Here is a 13,129-nt window from a genome sequence, read left to right as displayed (position 1 = left end):
CTCGCGCGCGGCCGGATCAACCGATCGGATGATCCGAGATCATGCGCGGACCAGGGCGGTCGCGGGGCAGGATGGGACGGTGAGCGACACGACGGCACCCGGGACCCCGGCCGTCGCCGCCGTGCCGGCCCGGCCCACGGACCCGCCGCGGCCCCGGCGCTGGTCGCCGCGCCAATGGCGCGCCGACCTCACGGGCCCCGACTGGACCTTGCGTTTCGAGGCCGCTCTGGTCGCTCTCCCGTGGGTCCTGCTCACGGTCCCCCTCGTCCTCGGCCAGACCCTCGGAGGCCCGGGTGAGCGCCACCCCGCCGGGCTCCTCGCCGTGTTGCCGGTGGTCGTGGCCTGGGTCTACCTGGGGCACACCCGCGTCGACCCGCTCCGGCGGACCGTGGTCGGTGCCGCCGTCCATCTCGCGGGCCTGCTGGCGTTGTCGGCCGTGCTCATCCGGTACGACGACCTCTACGTGATCTTCGCCATCGCCGGGTTCTTCCACAGCTATCATCTGCGGCCCTGGCCGTTCACCGCGTCCGCGGTCCTCGCCACCTCACTCGTCGTCAACAGCCTGGCCTTCTCCCCGCTGGAGCCGACGCTGCGGTCCGTCGGCATGTTCGTCGCCGTCGTCGCGGTCCAGTCCGCGGCGATCACCGGGGGATATGTCTTCTCCGTGAAGGAACTCGAGCGCCACGCCCGTCAGGTCGACACGGTGCGACGGCTCGCCGAGGCACTTGCCGAGAACGAGCGCCTCCACGTCCTGCTGATCGAGCAGGCGCGGCACGCGGGTGGCGCGGACGAGCGCCGGCGCCTCGCCGGGGAGATCCACGACACCTTGGCCCAGGGGCTGACCGGCATCATCACCCAGGTGCAGGCCGCACAGCGGGTCTGGGACGACCCGCGGCGGGCCCGGCCCCACGTGGACCGGGCCCTGGGCCTCGCCCGGGAGTCGCTCGGCGAGGCCCGCCGATCCGTCCAGGCCCTGCACCCGGCCGAGCTGGTGGAAAGCCGCTTGCCGGAGGCGCTGGCCGCGCTGACCCGCCGCTGGTCGGCCGACAACGACATCCCGGCCGAGTGCGATGTCACCGGGACCCCGGTGATGCTGCCGCCCGCCGCCGAGATCGCGCTGTTCCGCACGGCCCAGGAGTCCTTGACGAACGTCGCCCGGCACGCCCGCGCGGGCCGCGTCGGCGTCACCCTCAGCTACACGGGCGACACGGTCCTGCTCGACGTGCGCGACGACGGGTCGGGGTTCTCCCACGACGCGGCACCGGACGAGGCCGGAACCGGCTTCGGGCTCGCCGGCATGCGACGCCGGCTCTCCGGTGCGGGCGGCGAGCTGACGGTGGAGAGCGCGCCCGGCGAGGGAACCGCGATCAGCGCCGCTGTCCCGGTGGGTTCGAACGGGCTCCCGGTGGGTTCGCATGAGGGCTGACGGCGGGACGGAGGGCGCGCCGATCCGCGTCCTGATCGCCGACGACCACCCCGTCGTCCGCAACGGACTGCGCGGGGCGTTCGCCGACGATCCGCGCATCACCGTGGTGGGTGAGGCGGCCGACGGCCGGCAGGCCGTGACCCGTGCCTGCCAGGGGGACGTGCACGTGGTTCTCATGGACCTGCGCATGCCCGTGATGGGCGGCGTCGAGGCGATCACCGCACTCCGAGAGCGTGCGCCCGACGTCCACGTGCTGGTGCTGACCACGTTCGACGGCGAGTCGGACGTTCTCCCGGCGGTCGCCGCGGGTGCTACCGGCTACCTGCTCAAGGACGCCTCGACGGAGGACCTGGCACGCGCGGTGCGCGCGGCCCACCGCGGTGAGGCGGTGCTCGCGCCCTCGGCTGCCGGGCGGCTCATGGGGCAGGTGCGCCGCCCGGCGGGCGCCGTGCTCTCCGCGCGGGAGCTGGAGGTGCTCGCCCTCGTGGCCGACGGCGCCTCCAACCGGGAGGCGGCCCGGCGCCTGTTCATCAGTGAGGCGAGCATCAAGACTCACCTGCTGCACGTCTACGACAAGCTCGGCGTGCGGGACCGGGCGGCGGCGGTCGGCGAGGCGTACCGGCGTGGGTTGCTCCCCACGAGGTGATCTGGGTTCCGCGCTACACCTGCCCCGGCATCGTGCTGGTTCCGGGACGCCGGCGGGGCCACAGCGCGATCACGAGACCGGCCACGGCGCTGATGATGTGCAGCCAGTTGTCCGCGACGTTGATGTTGAGAAGGTTGATGTCCGGGTTGTTCACCGCGACCAGGCCGTAGACGAATGCGGCACCGTAGCCCACGGCGAGCAGCCAGCCGTAGGTCCGTGCCCCACCGGGTGTCACCCACAGCGTGACGCCCAGGAGACCGATCACGAGGTGCACGATGTTGTGCAGGGGGTTGATCGCGAAGACGACCAGGGTCCGGCCGTCGTCGTGCTCGGCGAAGCCCGCGAAACCCGTGACGAAGAATCCCGCGACACCCACCAGGAGGTAGACCGCGCCGATCACGAGGGCGAGCCACTGGAACGGTGCCCGCGTGCGCGTCGAGTGCATGGATTGCGTCATGACGCTTCTCCATTCTGCTTGGTGATCCTTACCAACAGCCTGTGCCGGGGCCTACCCGTTCGCAACCGGCCGGGCTCCCGCCGGTCCTGGTGCCACCGGGCGTGCCGCCTCTCTCAGGCCGCGAACCGTGGCCCCCACGGCCGGCCCGACCTAGGCTGGTCCTGTCTCTCGTTCCCCGACGATGTGGCGGTGGAAGCCATGGCCTGGAGCTTCTCGGCGCGCTCGGCACGGGCTCCGGATCCGCTGGTCACCCTGCGGCTGCAGACCCGGCTGGGTGATCTCGCGTCCGAGCTGCGCCATGTCGAGGAAGATCCTGGCCTGTATGCCCGCGCCCACCACTGGCGTGCCGTGCAGGGGGCGTACGACGCGCTGCTGCGCGAGGCATGCCGTCTCGCGGGCGTGCCGACGGAGTCGGCGCCCCTGCGGGCGGACGATCTGTCGCCCGCGGACGAGCGGCTACGGGAGGAGCTGGAGCTCAGCTCGCGCGGCTGGTCCTGGTGACCGTCGGCAGGGTGAGGATCTCGGCGCCGTCGTCCGTGACGGCGATCGTGTGCTCGCTGTGGGCCGTCCGGCAGCCCGTCGCGCTGCGGAGCGTCCACCCGTCGGGGTCGGTCACGAGCCGGGCGGTGTCGGCCATGACCCAGGGCTCCAGTGCGAGCAGGAGGCCCGGACGCAGCCGGTACCCGCGGCCGGGCCGTCCCGTGTTGGCGACGTGCGGGTCCTGGTGCATGGTCGATCCGATGCCGTGCCCGCCGAACTCGGTGTTGATCGAGTACCCCGCCTCGCCGAGGACCGAACCGATGGCGTGGGAGACGTCGCCGAGGCGAGCTCCCGGGCCGGCCGCGGCGATTCCGGCGGACAGCGCGCGTTCGGTGGCCTCGATCATCGCGACGCTCATCGCGACGCTCTCCGAGGGTTCCGAGCCGCCGACGACGAAGCTGACGGCGGAGTCGGCGGCGACCCCGCCGAGGGAGACGGCGAGGTCGAGTGTCAGCAGGTCGCCGTCGGCCAGTGCGTAGTCGTGGGGCATCCCGTGGAGCACGGCGTCGTTCACGGCCGTGCAGACGTAGTGGCCGAAGGGCCCGCGCCCGAAGGACGGCGCGTAGTCGACGTAGCAGGACCGCGCGCCGGCCCCGAGGATCATCTCCTGGGCCCAGCGGTCGATGTCCAGGAGGTTCGTCCCGGCCGTGCTGCGGCCGCGAAGGGTCTCCAGGATGTCGGCGACCAGCGCGCCGGTGTCCCGGGCTCGGGCCAGCTCGGCCGGGGTGAGGATCTCGATCATGTGGGGGCACCTTGTCGCGTGACCAATAACTATACCGGGAATACTGTACCGGTATTAGAATCGTGCCCATGGTCAGATTGCCGCTCAGCCCCGCCGACGTCGAACGTGGACGGCGCCTGGGCGCCGTCCTCCGTCGCGCCCGGGGGGAGCGCTCGATGCTCCGGACCGCGCTCGACGCCGGCGTCTCGCCGGAGACCCTCCGGAAGATCGAGTCGGGCCGCGTGGCGACCCCCGCCTTCCCGACCATCGCGGCGATCGCCGATGTCCTGGGACTCTCCCTCGACGCGGTCTGGGCGGAGATCAGCGGGGCCGACGGAGACGCCCCGCCGGCCGGCGAGGGGCGCGACGTGAGCGAGCGGATCGCCTCCTGAGCCCCACCGGCAACTGAGCCCCGCCGGCAACCGGTACGCCGTCGCCGGGTCCGACCCGGGTCCTCTGCGAGGATCTCCCCATGACCCGCAAAGCTCTCGTCCGTCGTCCCGGCCCTCGCCTCGCGGAGGGCCTCGTCACCCACATCGACCGGCAACCGGTCGACGTGGACCTGGCAGGCCGGCAGTGGCAGGCGTACGTCGCGGCGCTGCGCGACGAGGGCTGGGAGACGGTCGAGGTGCCCCCGGCCGACGACTGCCCCGACTCCGTGTTCGTCGAGGACACCGTGCTCGTGTACGGCGGCCTCGCCGTGATCTCCAGGCCGGGCGCCGACGAGCGCAAGCCGGAGACCGCCGGCACCGAGCGCACGCTCCGTGGACTCGGCTACCGCGTCGCGCGCATCGAGTCGCCGGGCACGCTGGACGGCGGTGACGTGCTCAAGCACGACGGCACGGTCTGGGTCGGGCTCGGCGGCCGGACCAACCAGGCGGGTGTCGACCAGCTCGCCGCCCATCTGGAACCGCTCGGCGCCACGGTGATCGGGGTGCCGCTCACGAAGGTGCTCCACCTCAAGTCCGCGGTGACGGCCCTGCCCGACGGGACCGTCGTCGGCTACGAGCCGCTCGTCGACGACCCGTCCGTGTGGCCCGGCTTCCTGCCGGTCCCGGAGGAGGCGGGGTCGCACGTCGTGGTCCTCGACGGGACGACGGTGCTGATGTCGACCAGCGCACCCCGCACCAAGGAGCTCTTCGAGGCGCGCGGTCTGCGGGTGGTCGCCGTCGACCTCACGGAGTTCGAGAAGCTCGAGGGCTGTGTCACCTGCCTCTCGGTACGCCTGCGCGGCTGATGCGCGGCCCGCACGCGGCCGACACGCGGCCGACAGCGGCCGGGGAGAGGCTCGTCGGTCCAGACGTTAGATTGAGGTGCCGCCGTCCGCCGGCCGCACCGTCGAAGGCAAGGAGACGAACCGCCTCATGACCGAAGTCGTCGAGACCGACCTGACCCCCGACACCGCCGACGACGACGCCAACTGGTGGCGTCAGGCCGCCGTCTACCAGATCTATCCGCGAGCCTTCGCCGACTCGAACGCGGATGGCTTGGGCGACCTGCCGGGCATCACGAGCCGCGTGCCGTACCTGCGCGACCTCGGCGTGGACGCCGTCTGGCTCAGCCCGTTCTACCCGTCGGCGCTGGCCGACGGCGGCTACGACGTGGACGACTACCGGGACGTGGACCCGCGTCTCGGCACGCTCGACGACTTCGACGCTCTGGTGGTGGCACTGCACGATGCCGGCATCAAGCTGATCGTCGACCTCGTGCCCAACCACACCTCGGACCGCCACGTCTGGTTCCAGGAGGCGCTGGCCTCGCCCCGGGGCTCGGCAGCCCGCGACCGCTACATCTTCCGCGACGGCACGGGTCCGGACGGGGCGGAGCCGCCCGCGGACTGGACGTCCGTGTTCGGCGGCCCCGCCTGGGAGCCGGTGGGGGACGGGCAGTGGTACATGCACCACTTCGCCGTCCAGCAGCCGGACCTGAACTGGAACAACCGGGAGGTGCGGGCGGACTTCCTGCACACGCTGCGCTTCTGGTCCGACCGCGGTGTCGACGGCTTCCGGGTGGACGTGGCGCACGGGCTCGCCAAGGACCTCGGCGACGAACTGCCCAGCCAGGCCGAGCTCGACGCCATCCCCAAGGACGGCGACCACCCGTTGTGGGACCGGGACGACGTGCACGAGATCTACGCCGACTGGCGCAAGGTCTTCGACTCCTACGACCCGCCCCGGACGGCCGTCGCCGAGGCGTGGGTGGCGGCCCACCGACGCGCGCGGTATGCCAGCGCGCACGGGCTGGGGCAGGCCTTCAACTTCGACCTTCTCGAGGCCGACTTCGACGCCGGGCAGTTCCGCGAGATCATCACGTTCAACCTCGGGCTCGCCGAGGAGTCGGGATCGTCCACCACGTGGGTGTTCTCCAACCACGACGTCGTCCGCCACGCCACCCGCTACGGCCTGCCGCCGCGCGGTGCCGGCGCGGGCGGCGGCGACCACACGGCGGAGAAGCAGGGCAGGGAGTGGCTGCTCGCGCGCGGTGCCGAGCCGGTGCTCGAACGTGAGCTGGGGCTGCGCCGGGCACGCGCCGCGACCCTCCTCGAACTGGCGCTGCCCGGGTCGTCCTACCTCTACCAGGGGGAGGAGCTCGGGCTGCACGAGGTGCCCGACCTCCCCGACAGCGCCCGCCAGGACCCGACGTTCTTCCGGAGCCCGGGCGTCGACGTCGGGCGGGACGGATGCCGCGTGCCGCTGCCCTGGACGCGCGAGGGGGTGTCGTTCGGCTTCGGCGACGCGCCGGCCGACCTGCCGCAGCCCGACTGGTTCGCGGACCACGCGGTGGAGGTCCAGGACGGCGACCCCGACTCGACGCTCACCCTGTACCGCCGGGCGCTGGCCCTGCGGCGCGAGCTGCAGACGGGGGAGAGCCTGGCCTGGCTCGACGCCGGGAGCGACGACGCGCTCGCCTTCAGCCGCCCCAACGGCTGGGTGAGCGTCACGAACTTCGGCGACGTTCCCGTGGACCTGCCCGCCGGCGAGGTCCTGCTCACCAGCGCACCCCTGGACGACGACGGCCGTCTCCCCGGCGCGACGACGGCCTGGCTGCGGGCCTGATCCTCGGGGACCGGTCAGTCGTCGAAGACGTTCCGGCAGATCGCGCTCCGCGCTACCGCGTCGCGCCGTAGCGGCTCCACTGCGTGCCGAGCTCCCGCATGAGCGCCGGGTACACGAACAGGTACCGGAACGGCTTGATCAGGGCCATGTAGAAACGGCCGAACCGACCGTTCGGCCGCACGAGCACGGCCATGCGTGTGACGTGGCCGCCTCCCTCGGGCGTGATGCTCAGGTGCAGGACTCCGTGCACCGTGGCGTTGGCGAGCTCCGCGGCGTACTCGTCGTGGGTGAGGTAGAGCGGGGTGAAGGGTGACGCCGGACCGGCCTCCGGTGGTGTCCCCCGGAGCTCCGTCGGAACGCGTTCGGCCAGGCTCCGGACACGCCCGCCGGTGCCGCGACCGTCGTCGTCCCACCTGAGGAGTTTGCCGAGCTGCCACCGCACGGCGAAGAGGAACCGCGAGATCGCCGACGGGGAGTCGCTCGGGTCCCCGGAGGCCAGCTCCTCGACGGCGCGAGGGAACGTCTCCGGCGTGAGGCCCGCCGGGATCTCCCATACGTCCTCCACCTCGAAGTCCCGGGCGATCTCGTGGATGAGCCAGTCGCGCTCGGTATGTGCGCTCGCGGGTACGCGCATCGCGGTCTCCAATCCATACGGTTGCGTATGGAAGTGAGCGTAGACTTGTCCGGCGTCGGTAGTCAACGGAAGGGGAGGCGGGAGCGTGGCGAAGGTACGGACGCCGCGGCAGCGATGGATCGACGAAGGGTGGCGCCTGCTCGCCTCCGGTGGTCCGGAGGCGGTGCGGGTGGAGCCGCTCGCCGCCGCCCTCGGTGTCACCAAGGGCGGCTTCTACTGGCAGTTCGGTGATCGTCGGGCCTTTCTGGAGACGCTGCTCGATGCCTGGGAGAAGGCGGTCACCGACGAGGTGATCGGTTTGGTGGAGCAGCACGGGGGCGATGCCGGGCAGCGGCTCACCGAGCTGTTCGACGTCGTGTCGCAGCGTGGCGGACTGCAGCCGCTGGAGCTCGCGATCCGGCTGTGGGCCCGGGAGGATCCGGATGTCGGCGCCCGGGTGCACCGTGTCGACGAGCGCCGGCTGGACTACGCCCGCGAACTGTTCGGTGGCATCACCGCTGACCCCGACCAGGTCGAGGCGCGCAGTCGGGTCCTGCTGGCGACGTATGTCGCGGCACCTCTGCTGCCGCCCGAGCCGGACCCTGCCACCATGCTGCGGGCTCACCTGGCGCTGCTCCTGACGCCCTGAGGAGGCCGGGCCGGCGTGCGTGCCGGTGGGCCCGGGGCTGTTCAGCTGCCGGTCGTGCCCGTCAGTCCTCCGAGCGGCGGCGCTTCCGGCGGGCGCGCCGCTCCATGTTGTTCTTGGCGAGGGCGCCGGCCAGCGAGGTCGCGACCGCCACGTACAGCCCGACCGACATCAGCGCGTACAGGACGGTGAAGACCTTCGACATCGGCCGGGTCGGCACGAGATCGCCGTAGCCGATCGTCAGTCCGGTGACGACCGAGAAGTACACCGCGTCGAGGACCGCCCAGCCCTCGGCGAGCGTGTAGTAGATCGTCGCGGTCGCCAGGAGGATCAGCAGCCCGCTCAACGCACCGCGAATGGTCCCGTCCCGCCAGGCGGTGCGGACCGCGCCGACGAAGTCCCGGATCATGATCGCGAGCCCCACCATGTCAGGACACTATGTCGTCGACCTCTGGCCGGCCACTCCCGCTGCCTGAGAGTCCGACGTACGCCACGATGCCGTCGATGATCCGGGCCAGCCCGAACTCCATCTCCGCCGCCGGGTCCGCCGACGCCTGGTACGCCGTCCCGGCCGCGGTGCCCACCCGGCCGGACACCGGGTAGTCGCGGCCCGCCATCAGCGTCCCGAGCTCCGCCGCGTTCGCCTCCCACCACTCGGCCTCCGACAGGCCCGACGTGCGCTCTGCCTGCCGCATCCGCTCCTGCGACCGGGCGATGTTCTCGGCGAAGCCCATGAGCACGGCGACCGTCTGATCCATCTCCAGGTCGTCCAGGCCGATGCCGTCGATTCCGGAGAGTTGCCACTCGTACAGGTCCGACATGCCCGGCCCCACGCCGTTCTGCAGCACCATCACGTCGGGCATCCAGGGGTGCTCGCGGCACGCCTCATAGTGGGTGCGCGCGATGAGCGCGAGGCGCTCGCGCGGATCGCCGGGCATCGGCGGCAGGGAGCGGCGCCGGAACACCTGGTCGGCCATGAGCGCCAGGAGTTCCTTGCGGCCGGGGACGTAGGTGTACAGGCTCATCGCACCGATCCCGAGCTCGGTGGCCAGCAGCCGCATGGTCAGGGCGTCCAGGCCGTCGCGGTCGGCGATCCTGATGGCGGCGTCGACGACGTCGTCCACGCTCAGGCTCTGCCTGCGGCCGCGCCGCGGCGCGGGCGGATCGTCGAGACCGTGCCGCCACAGCAGGCGCAGGACCGGGTCGGGCTGGTGTGCCATCCCACCACGATAACGTTCACGTACACCGTACGGAATAGGTGCTACCGTGGGCGCGTTGAAAGGCGTACGACGTACGAAAAAAGGAGCCGACATGCCCGCACCACCCCTGATCGCCCGCGGACTGCGCAAGAGGTACGGCGACACGACCGCCCTCGACGGCTTCGACCTCGACGTCGCGCCCGGTGCGGTCCACGCCCTGCTCGGCCCGAACGGGGCGGGCAAGAGTACCGCCGTGAGCACCTTCGCCACCCTCACGCGCTGTGACGAGGGCGAGGTGCGCGTCGCCGGCCACGACGTGCGACGCGACGCCGCGGCCGTGCGCGCCACCATCGGGCTGGTCGGCCAGGGAACGGCACTCGACGAGATGCTGTTCGGGCGCGAGAACCTCGTGATGTTCGGGCGCCTCCACGGGCTGTCGACGCCTGCGGCCCGCGAGCGCGCCGACGAGCTGCTGCGAACGTTCGGCCTGGCCGACGCGGCGGACCGGAAGGTGTCCACCTACTCCGGCGGCATGCGCCGCCGGCTCGACATCGCCGCCGGCCTGATCCGCCGTCCGGCACTGCTGTTCCTCGACGAGCCGACCACGGGACTCGACCCGCGCGCCCGGAACGAGGTCTGGCAGACGGTGCGGCAGATCGCCGCCGCCGGGACGACGGTGCTGCTGACCACGCAATACCTCGACGAGGCCGACCAGCTCGCCGACCGGGTCACGGTGATGAACCACGGCCGGGTCGCCGCCGAGGGGTCACCGGCCGAGCTCAAACGCCGCATGGGCGGCGACCGGGTGCTCGTCACCGCACCGTTGGGCGTCGACCTGGAGGCGCTCGCGGCGGCGCTCGGCGGTGTCGCCGACGCCGACCTGCGGCAGGTGGCGGTCGAGGCCGGGCCGGAGGGCGGGGCCGCGGCGATCACCGCCGTCGTGCACGCGCTCGACGCCGAGGGTGTCGTCGTCGACGACATCCTGCTGCGGCGCCCGACCCTCGACGAGGTGTTCCTGCGATTCACCGACGCCCCCGCCGCGGCGGCTGCCGCCCCGACGACCGAAGGAGGCCGGCGATGACCGCCGTCACCGCGACCCTGCGCCAGAGCTGGGTCATCACCCTGCGCGACCTCAAGCACTGGCAGCGCGAGCCGTGGACGCCGGTCTTCTCCGTCCTGTTCTCCGTGATGCTCGTGCTGATGTTCGGGTACCTGCTGGGCGGCGCGATCGAGGTCCCCGGCGCGGGCGACGACTACCTGTCCTACCTGCTGCCCGGCATCTTCGCGCTGTCGATGATGTTCGGCATCGAGGCGACGATGACCGCCGTCGCGAACGACTCGAAGAAGGGCGTCACCGATCGCTTCCGGTCCCTGCCGATCAGCGGGGCAGCGGTGCCGCTCGGGCGGGCGGGCGCGGACCTGCTCAACTCCGCCGTCGAGCTCGCGGTGCTTCTCGCGGGCGGCCTGCTGATCGGGTGGCGCGCCACGGGCGGCGCCGGAGGAGCCCTGCTGGCGGTCGGGCTCCTGCTGTGGTTCCGGTTCGCGATGCTGGTGGTGGGGGTGTTCCTCGGGCTGACGATCCGCGGCGAGGGCGGCGTCACGGCCGTCCAGGTGCTGGTGTGGCCGGCCGCGTTCCTGTCCAACGCGTTCGTGGCGCCCGAGTCGATGCCGGCGTGGCTCGGCGTCCTGGCGGAGTGGAGCCCGTTGTCGGCCACGGCGGCCGCGTGCCGCGAGCTCTTCGGGAATCCGACCGGCGCCACGGGCGGACTTCTCGCGGACCACGCCGTGCTGCCGGCGGTGTTGTGGCCGGCGGTGCTCGTCGCGGTGTTCACGCCGCTCACCGCCCGGGCCTACCGGAGGCTGTCGCGGTAGGCCCGGGTGGGCCTCGCCGGCCACCGCACCTGGTCGGTGGCCGACGGCGGCACCGGCCCGACGGCGTCACCGGCGCAGCGCCGCCTCCGCCGGCAGCCACGTCCCCAGATACGTCTCGATCGTCTCGCGGTCCCAGCCGTGCGACTCCGCCAGACCGGCTCGGATCATCGCCAGGTACGGCTCCGACGGCGCGGCGTGCGGGCTGGTGTCCGCCCGGTGCGGCGAGGTGAACGTGTACATCGGCAGCCCGTCGAGCGTCCCGGCGTTGACCATCGTCTCGTAGCGGCCCGGGCCGGCGCGGTAGGCGCCGTCGAACCCCCGGGTGAGCACCGCTTCGAGCGCGGTTCCGGCGCGGGGCTCGCGGTGCATCTCCTGCTCCGCGATGTCGGTCAGCTGCGCGACGGTGACCCGGTACGCGCGGGCCGCCGTCGGGCCGGGGGAGTGGTGGTCGTAGAACGCCGTCGCGCCCTCCCACGTCGTCGACGCACCCCAGAAGTACAGCCGTCCCGAGAGCTCGACGGGTCGGTCCTCGGCGGGGGGCCGGGGGTCGCGGGCCCCCGGCTGGGCGCGCAGGGCGCCTGGCGGGCGGCCGCCCGCCAGGTAGCAGTTCAGCCGCTCCCGGGAGAGGTTCGATCCATAGCTGACATACCAGACCTCGTGCGAACTCATCGAGACGATTGTGCCCGACGGCGGCCGGTGGCCCGGTCGGTCGCAGTGCCGGCCGGGGCGCCGGGGTCACGCGGCCCGCATGCCCCGGTCGCGTTCGGGCAGCGGCTTCAGGCCGCACGATGCCGCGAACCCGTCGGACTCGATGCCGAGGGCGACGTTCGTCCGCGTGCTCAGGTTCGCGAAGGCGATGATCGCCGTCAGCTCGACGAGCGCGGCCGGCCCGAGTCGCCGCAGGAGGGCGTCGACCATCTCGTCGGTGACCGTCGGCTCGGTCTGCGTCATGGCCTCCGCGTAGGCGAGCACGTCGCGCTCGAGCGGGGTGAACGCGTCGGACTCACGCCATCTCGGGATCTCGCGCGCCTTGTCCATGTCGAGCTTCTTGTGGTGCGCCTCGAAGTAGTTGAAGTCGAGGCACCAGGAGCAGCCGACGAGCGACGCGACCGCCATGTGGGCGAACGTCTTGAGACTCTCGTCGCAGGTGTCCCACTTCTTGATCTTGCCGCCGAGGCCGGCGGTCGACCTCAGGACGCGCTGGTTGTGCCAGAGCACGCCGAGGGCGGTGGGCACCGTCCCCAGGGTCTTCCGGGCGAACCGCTTGATGACGGCGCCGTTGAGGCCGGTGATCTCGGCCGGGGGAACGCGGGTGGTGGTCATGGTCGTCTCCTTCTTCTCGCTCTTGCCCACCACGACACGGGTGCCGCCCGGTGTGTGACACCTGTCCTGGTCATAGACTCGCAGTCGAAGCGTTGTCCAGAGGCTGAAGGTGATGAGAGTGGTTCAGGGTCGGGTGATCCGATACGACGAGGTGCGCGGATACGGATTCGTCGCGCCGGACGAGGGCGGGGACGACGTGTTCCTGCACGTGAACGATCTCGAGTTCGACAAGCGGAAGCTCGTGGTGGGGGCGGTGGTGGAGTTCGACACCGAGGAGGGGGACAGGGGGCCGAAGGCGTCGCAGGTGACGCTGGTGTCGACCCCGGTGGCTCAGCCGCAGGCGGTCGCCGCCGCGCCGGGGAACGGGACGACGGCGGTGCTGGGCGGCGTTCCGGCCCCGGCGCCGACGATCGTGCTGCCCGACACCGGGGCCGACGACGGCGACTCCGTCACGGGCCGCCAGCTCACCGCCGAGCTGACCGAGATGTTGCTCGCCGGAGTGCCGACCCTGACCGCGGAGCAGGTGGTGCTCACCCGGCAGGCGGTCGTGGCGCTGGCCGCGGCGCACGGATGGGTGAGCGACGACCCGGCCTGATCGGGGTTTCGCAGCCGCCTGACGCTCGTGGCGGG

The 13,129-nt window shown here is 72.3% G+C and carries 17 protein-coding genes; 10 read left to right on the top strand and 7 right to left on the bottom strand.

All coding sequences use genetic code 11. The annotated features are described in order from the left end of the window. Window positions 1-79 precede the first annotated feature (79 nt). Both EDD34_RS15825 and EDD34_RS15820 read left to right on the top strand, forming a co-directional pair. Entirely contained in the window at window positions 80-1,426 is a 1,347-nt protein-coding gene (locus EDD34_RS15825; protein WP_211341610.1) for a sensor histidine kinase, read from the top strand. Beyond that, on the top strand, window positions 1,416-2,072 hold the full coding sequence (locus EDD34_RS15820; protein WP_123815425.1) for a response regulator: 657 nt from the start codon (window positions 1,416-1,418) through the stop codon (window positions 2,070-2,072). The genes EDD34_RS15825 and EDD34_RS15820 overlap by 11 nt, the downstream gene beginning before the upstream one ends. A gap of 13 nt (window positions 2,073-2,085) precedes the next feature. Here the strand turns inward: EDD34_RS15820 and EDD34_RS15815 are convergent, their stop codons facing one another. Then, complete coding sequence (locus EDD34_RS15815; protein ID WP_123815424.1) at window positions 2,086-2,529, bottom strand: DUF4383 domain-containing protein; 444 nt, start codon at window positions 2,527-2,529, stop codon at window positions 2,086-2,088. Between the two features lie 198 nt (window positions 2,530-2,727). Here EDD34_RS15815 and EDD34_RS15810 point away from each other — a divergent pair, with 198 nt between their 5' ends. Then, window positions 2,728-3,030: a hypothetical protein gene (locus EDD34_RS15810; RefSeq protein ID WP_123816588.1), complete on the top strand. Its 303-nt coding sequence runs from the start codon at window positions 2,728-2,730 to the stop codon at window positions 3,028-3,030. Here EDD34_RS15810 and map read toward each other — a convergent pair. Then, window positions 3,005-3,811: a type I methionyl aminopeptidase gene (gene map, locus EDD34_RS15805; protein WP_123815423.1), complete on the bottom strand. Its 807-nt coding sequence runs from the start codon at window positions 3,809-3,811 to the stop codon at window positions 3,005-3,007. The genes EDD34_RS15810 and map overlap by 26 nt on opposite strands. Window positions 3,812-3,879: 68 nt before the next feature. Here map and EDD34_RS15800 point away from each other — a divergent pair, with 68 nt between their 5' ends. The 3 genes from EDD34_RS15800 to EDD34_RS15790 all read left to right on the top strand — a co-directional run bounded on the left by EDD34_RS15800 (window position 3,880) and on the right by EDD34_RS15790 (window position 6,846). Continuing rightward, a complete protein-coding gene (locus tag EDD34_RS15800; protein ID WP_123815422.1) occupies window positions 3,880-4,182 on the top strand; it encodes a helix-turn-helix transcriptional regulator in 303 nt (100 codons plus the stop codon). Between the two features lie 80 nt (window positions 4,183-4,262). Next, window positions 4,263-5,027: a dimethylargininase gene (gene ddaH, locus EDD34_RS15795; protein WP_123815421.1), complete on the top strand. Its 765-nt coding sequence runs from the start codon at window positions 4,263-4,265 to the stop codon at window positions 5,025-5,027. A 127-nt stretch (window positions 5,028-5,154) separates the two neighbouring features. Next, window positions 5,155-6,846: a glycoside hydrolase family 13 protein gene (locus EDD34_RS15790; RefSeq protein WP_123815420.1), complete on the top strand. Its 1,692-nt coding sequence runs from the start codon at window positions 5,155-5,157 to the stop codon at window positions 6,844-6,846. A 52-nt stretch (window positions 6,847-6,898) separates the two neighbouring features. Here the strand turns inward: EDD34_RS15790 and EDD34_RS15785 are convergent, their stop codons facing one another. Next, window positions 6,899-7,480 (bottom strand): DUF2867 domain-containing protein, encoded by a 582-nt coding sequence (locus EDD34_RS15785; RefSeq protein WP_123815419.1) that lies wholly within the window; start codon window positions 7,478-7,480, stop codon window positions 6,899-6,901. 85 nt (window positions 7,481-7,565) lie between these two features. On the opposite strand from EDD34_RS15785, the gene EDD34_RS15780 reads away from it, so the two are divergent. Further along, a complete protein-coding gene (locus tag EDD34_RS15780) occupies window positions 7,566-8,108 on the top strand; it encodes a TetR/AcrR family transcriptional regulator (protein ID WP_123815418.1) in 543 nt (180 codons plus the stop codon). Window positions 8,109-8,169: 61 nt separating this feature from the next. Here EDD34_RS15780 and EDD34_RS15775 read toward each other — a convergent pair whose 3' ends face one another. Further along, window positions 8,170-8,532, bottom strand: a complete 363-nt coding sequence (locus EDD34_RS15775) for a potassium channel family protein (RefSeq protein WP_123815417.1) — start codon at window positions 8,530-8,532, stop codon at window positions 8,170-8,172. Window position 8,533: 1 nt separating this feature from the next. Continuing rightward, window positions 8,534-9,325 (bottom strand): TetR/AcrR family transcriptional regulator, encoded by a 792-nt coding sequence (locus EDD34_RS15770; RefSeq protein ID WP_123815416.1) that lies wholly within the window; start codon window positions 9,323-9,325, stop codon window positions 8,534-8,536. Window positions 9,326-9,416: 91 nt separating this feature from the next. On the opposite strand from EDD34_RS15770, the gene EDD34_RS15765 reads away from it, so the two are divergent. Together EDD34_RS15765 and EDD34_RS15760 are read left to right on the top strand one after the other, a co-directional pair. Next, window positions 9,417-10,385, top strand: coding sequence for an ATP-binding cassette domain-containing protein (locus EDD34_RS15765; RefSeq protein WP_123815415.1), 969 nt, complete (start codon window positions 9,417-9,419; stop codon window positions 10,383-10,385). Continuing rightward, window positions 10,382-11,176: an ABC transporter permease gene (locus tag EDD34_RS15760; RefSeq protein ID WP_123815414.1), complete on the top strand. Its 795-nt coding sequence runs from the start codon at window positions 10,382-10,384 to the stop codon at window positions 11,174-11,176. Before EDD34_RS15765 ends, EDD34_RS15760 begins: the two co-directional genes overlap by 4 nt. Window positions 11,177-11,242: 66 nt before the next feature. Here EDD34_RS15760 and EDD34_RS15755 read toward each other — a convergent pair whose 3' ends face one another. Both EDD34_RS15755 and EDD34_RS15750 read right to left on the bottom strand, forming a co-directional pair. Further along, the gene (locus EDD34_RS15755; protein ID WP_123815413.1) at window positions 11,243-11,845 is read right to left on the bottom strand and encodes a histone deacetylase; all 603 of its coding nucleotides are present in this window, start codon (window positions 11,843-11,845) and stop codon (window positions 11,243-11,245) included. A gap of 66 nt (window positions 11,846-11,911) precedes the next feature. Further along, window positions 11,912-12,499, bottom strand: coding sequence for a carboxymuconolactone decarboxylase family protein (locus EDD34_RS15750; RefSeq protein ID WP_123815412.1), 588 nt, complete (start codon window positions 12,497-12,499; stop codon window positions 11,912-11,914). 112 nt (window positions 12,500-12,611) lie between these two features. Between EDD34_RS15750 and EDD34_RS21430 the strand changes: the two genes are divergently transcribed. Further along, window positions 12,612-13,094 carry a cold shock domain-containing protein gene (locus tag EDD34_RS21430; RefSeq protein WP_123815411.1) on the top strand — a complete coding sequence of 161 codons (483 nt, stop codon included), beginning with the start codon at window positions 12,612-12,614 and terminating at the stop codon, window positions 13,092-13,094. The last annotated feature ends 35 nt before the right edge of the window (window positions 13,095-13,129 follow it).

Source organism: Myceligenerans xiligouense (genome assembly GCF_003814695.1).
Taxonomy (GTDB): domain Bacteria; phylum Actinomycetota; class Actinomycetes; order Actinomycetales; family Cellulomonadaceae; genus Myceligenerans; species Myceligenerans xiligouense.
The sequence above is the reverse complement of the archived record's forward strand: the minus strand, read 5'-3'. Positions and strand labels throughout refer to the sequence as shown.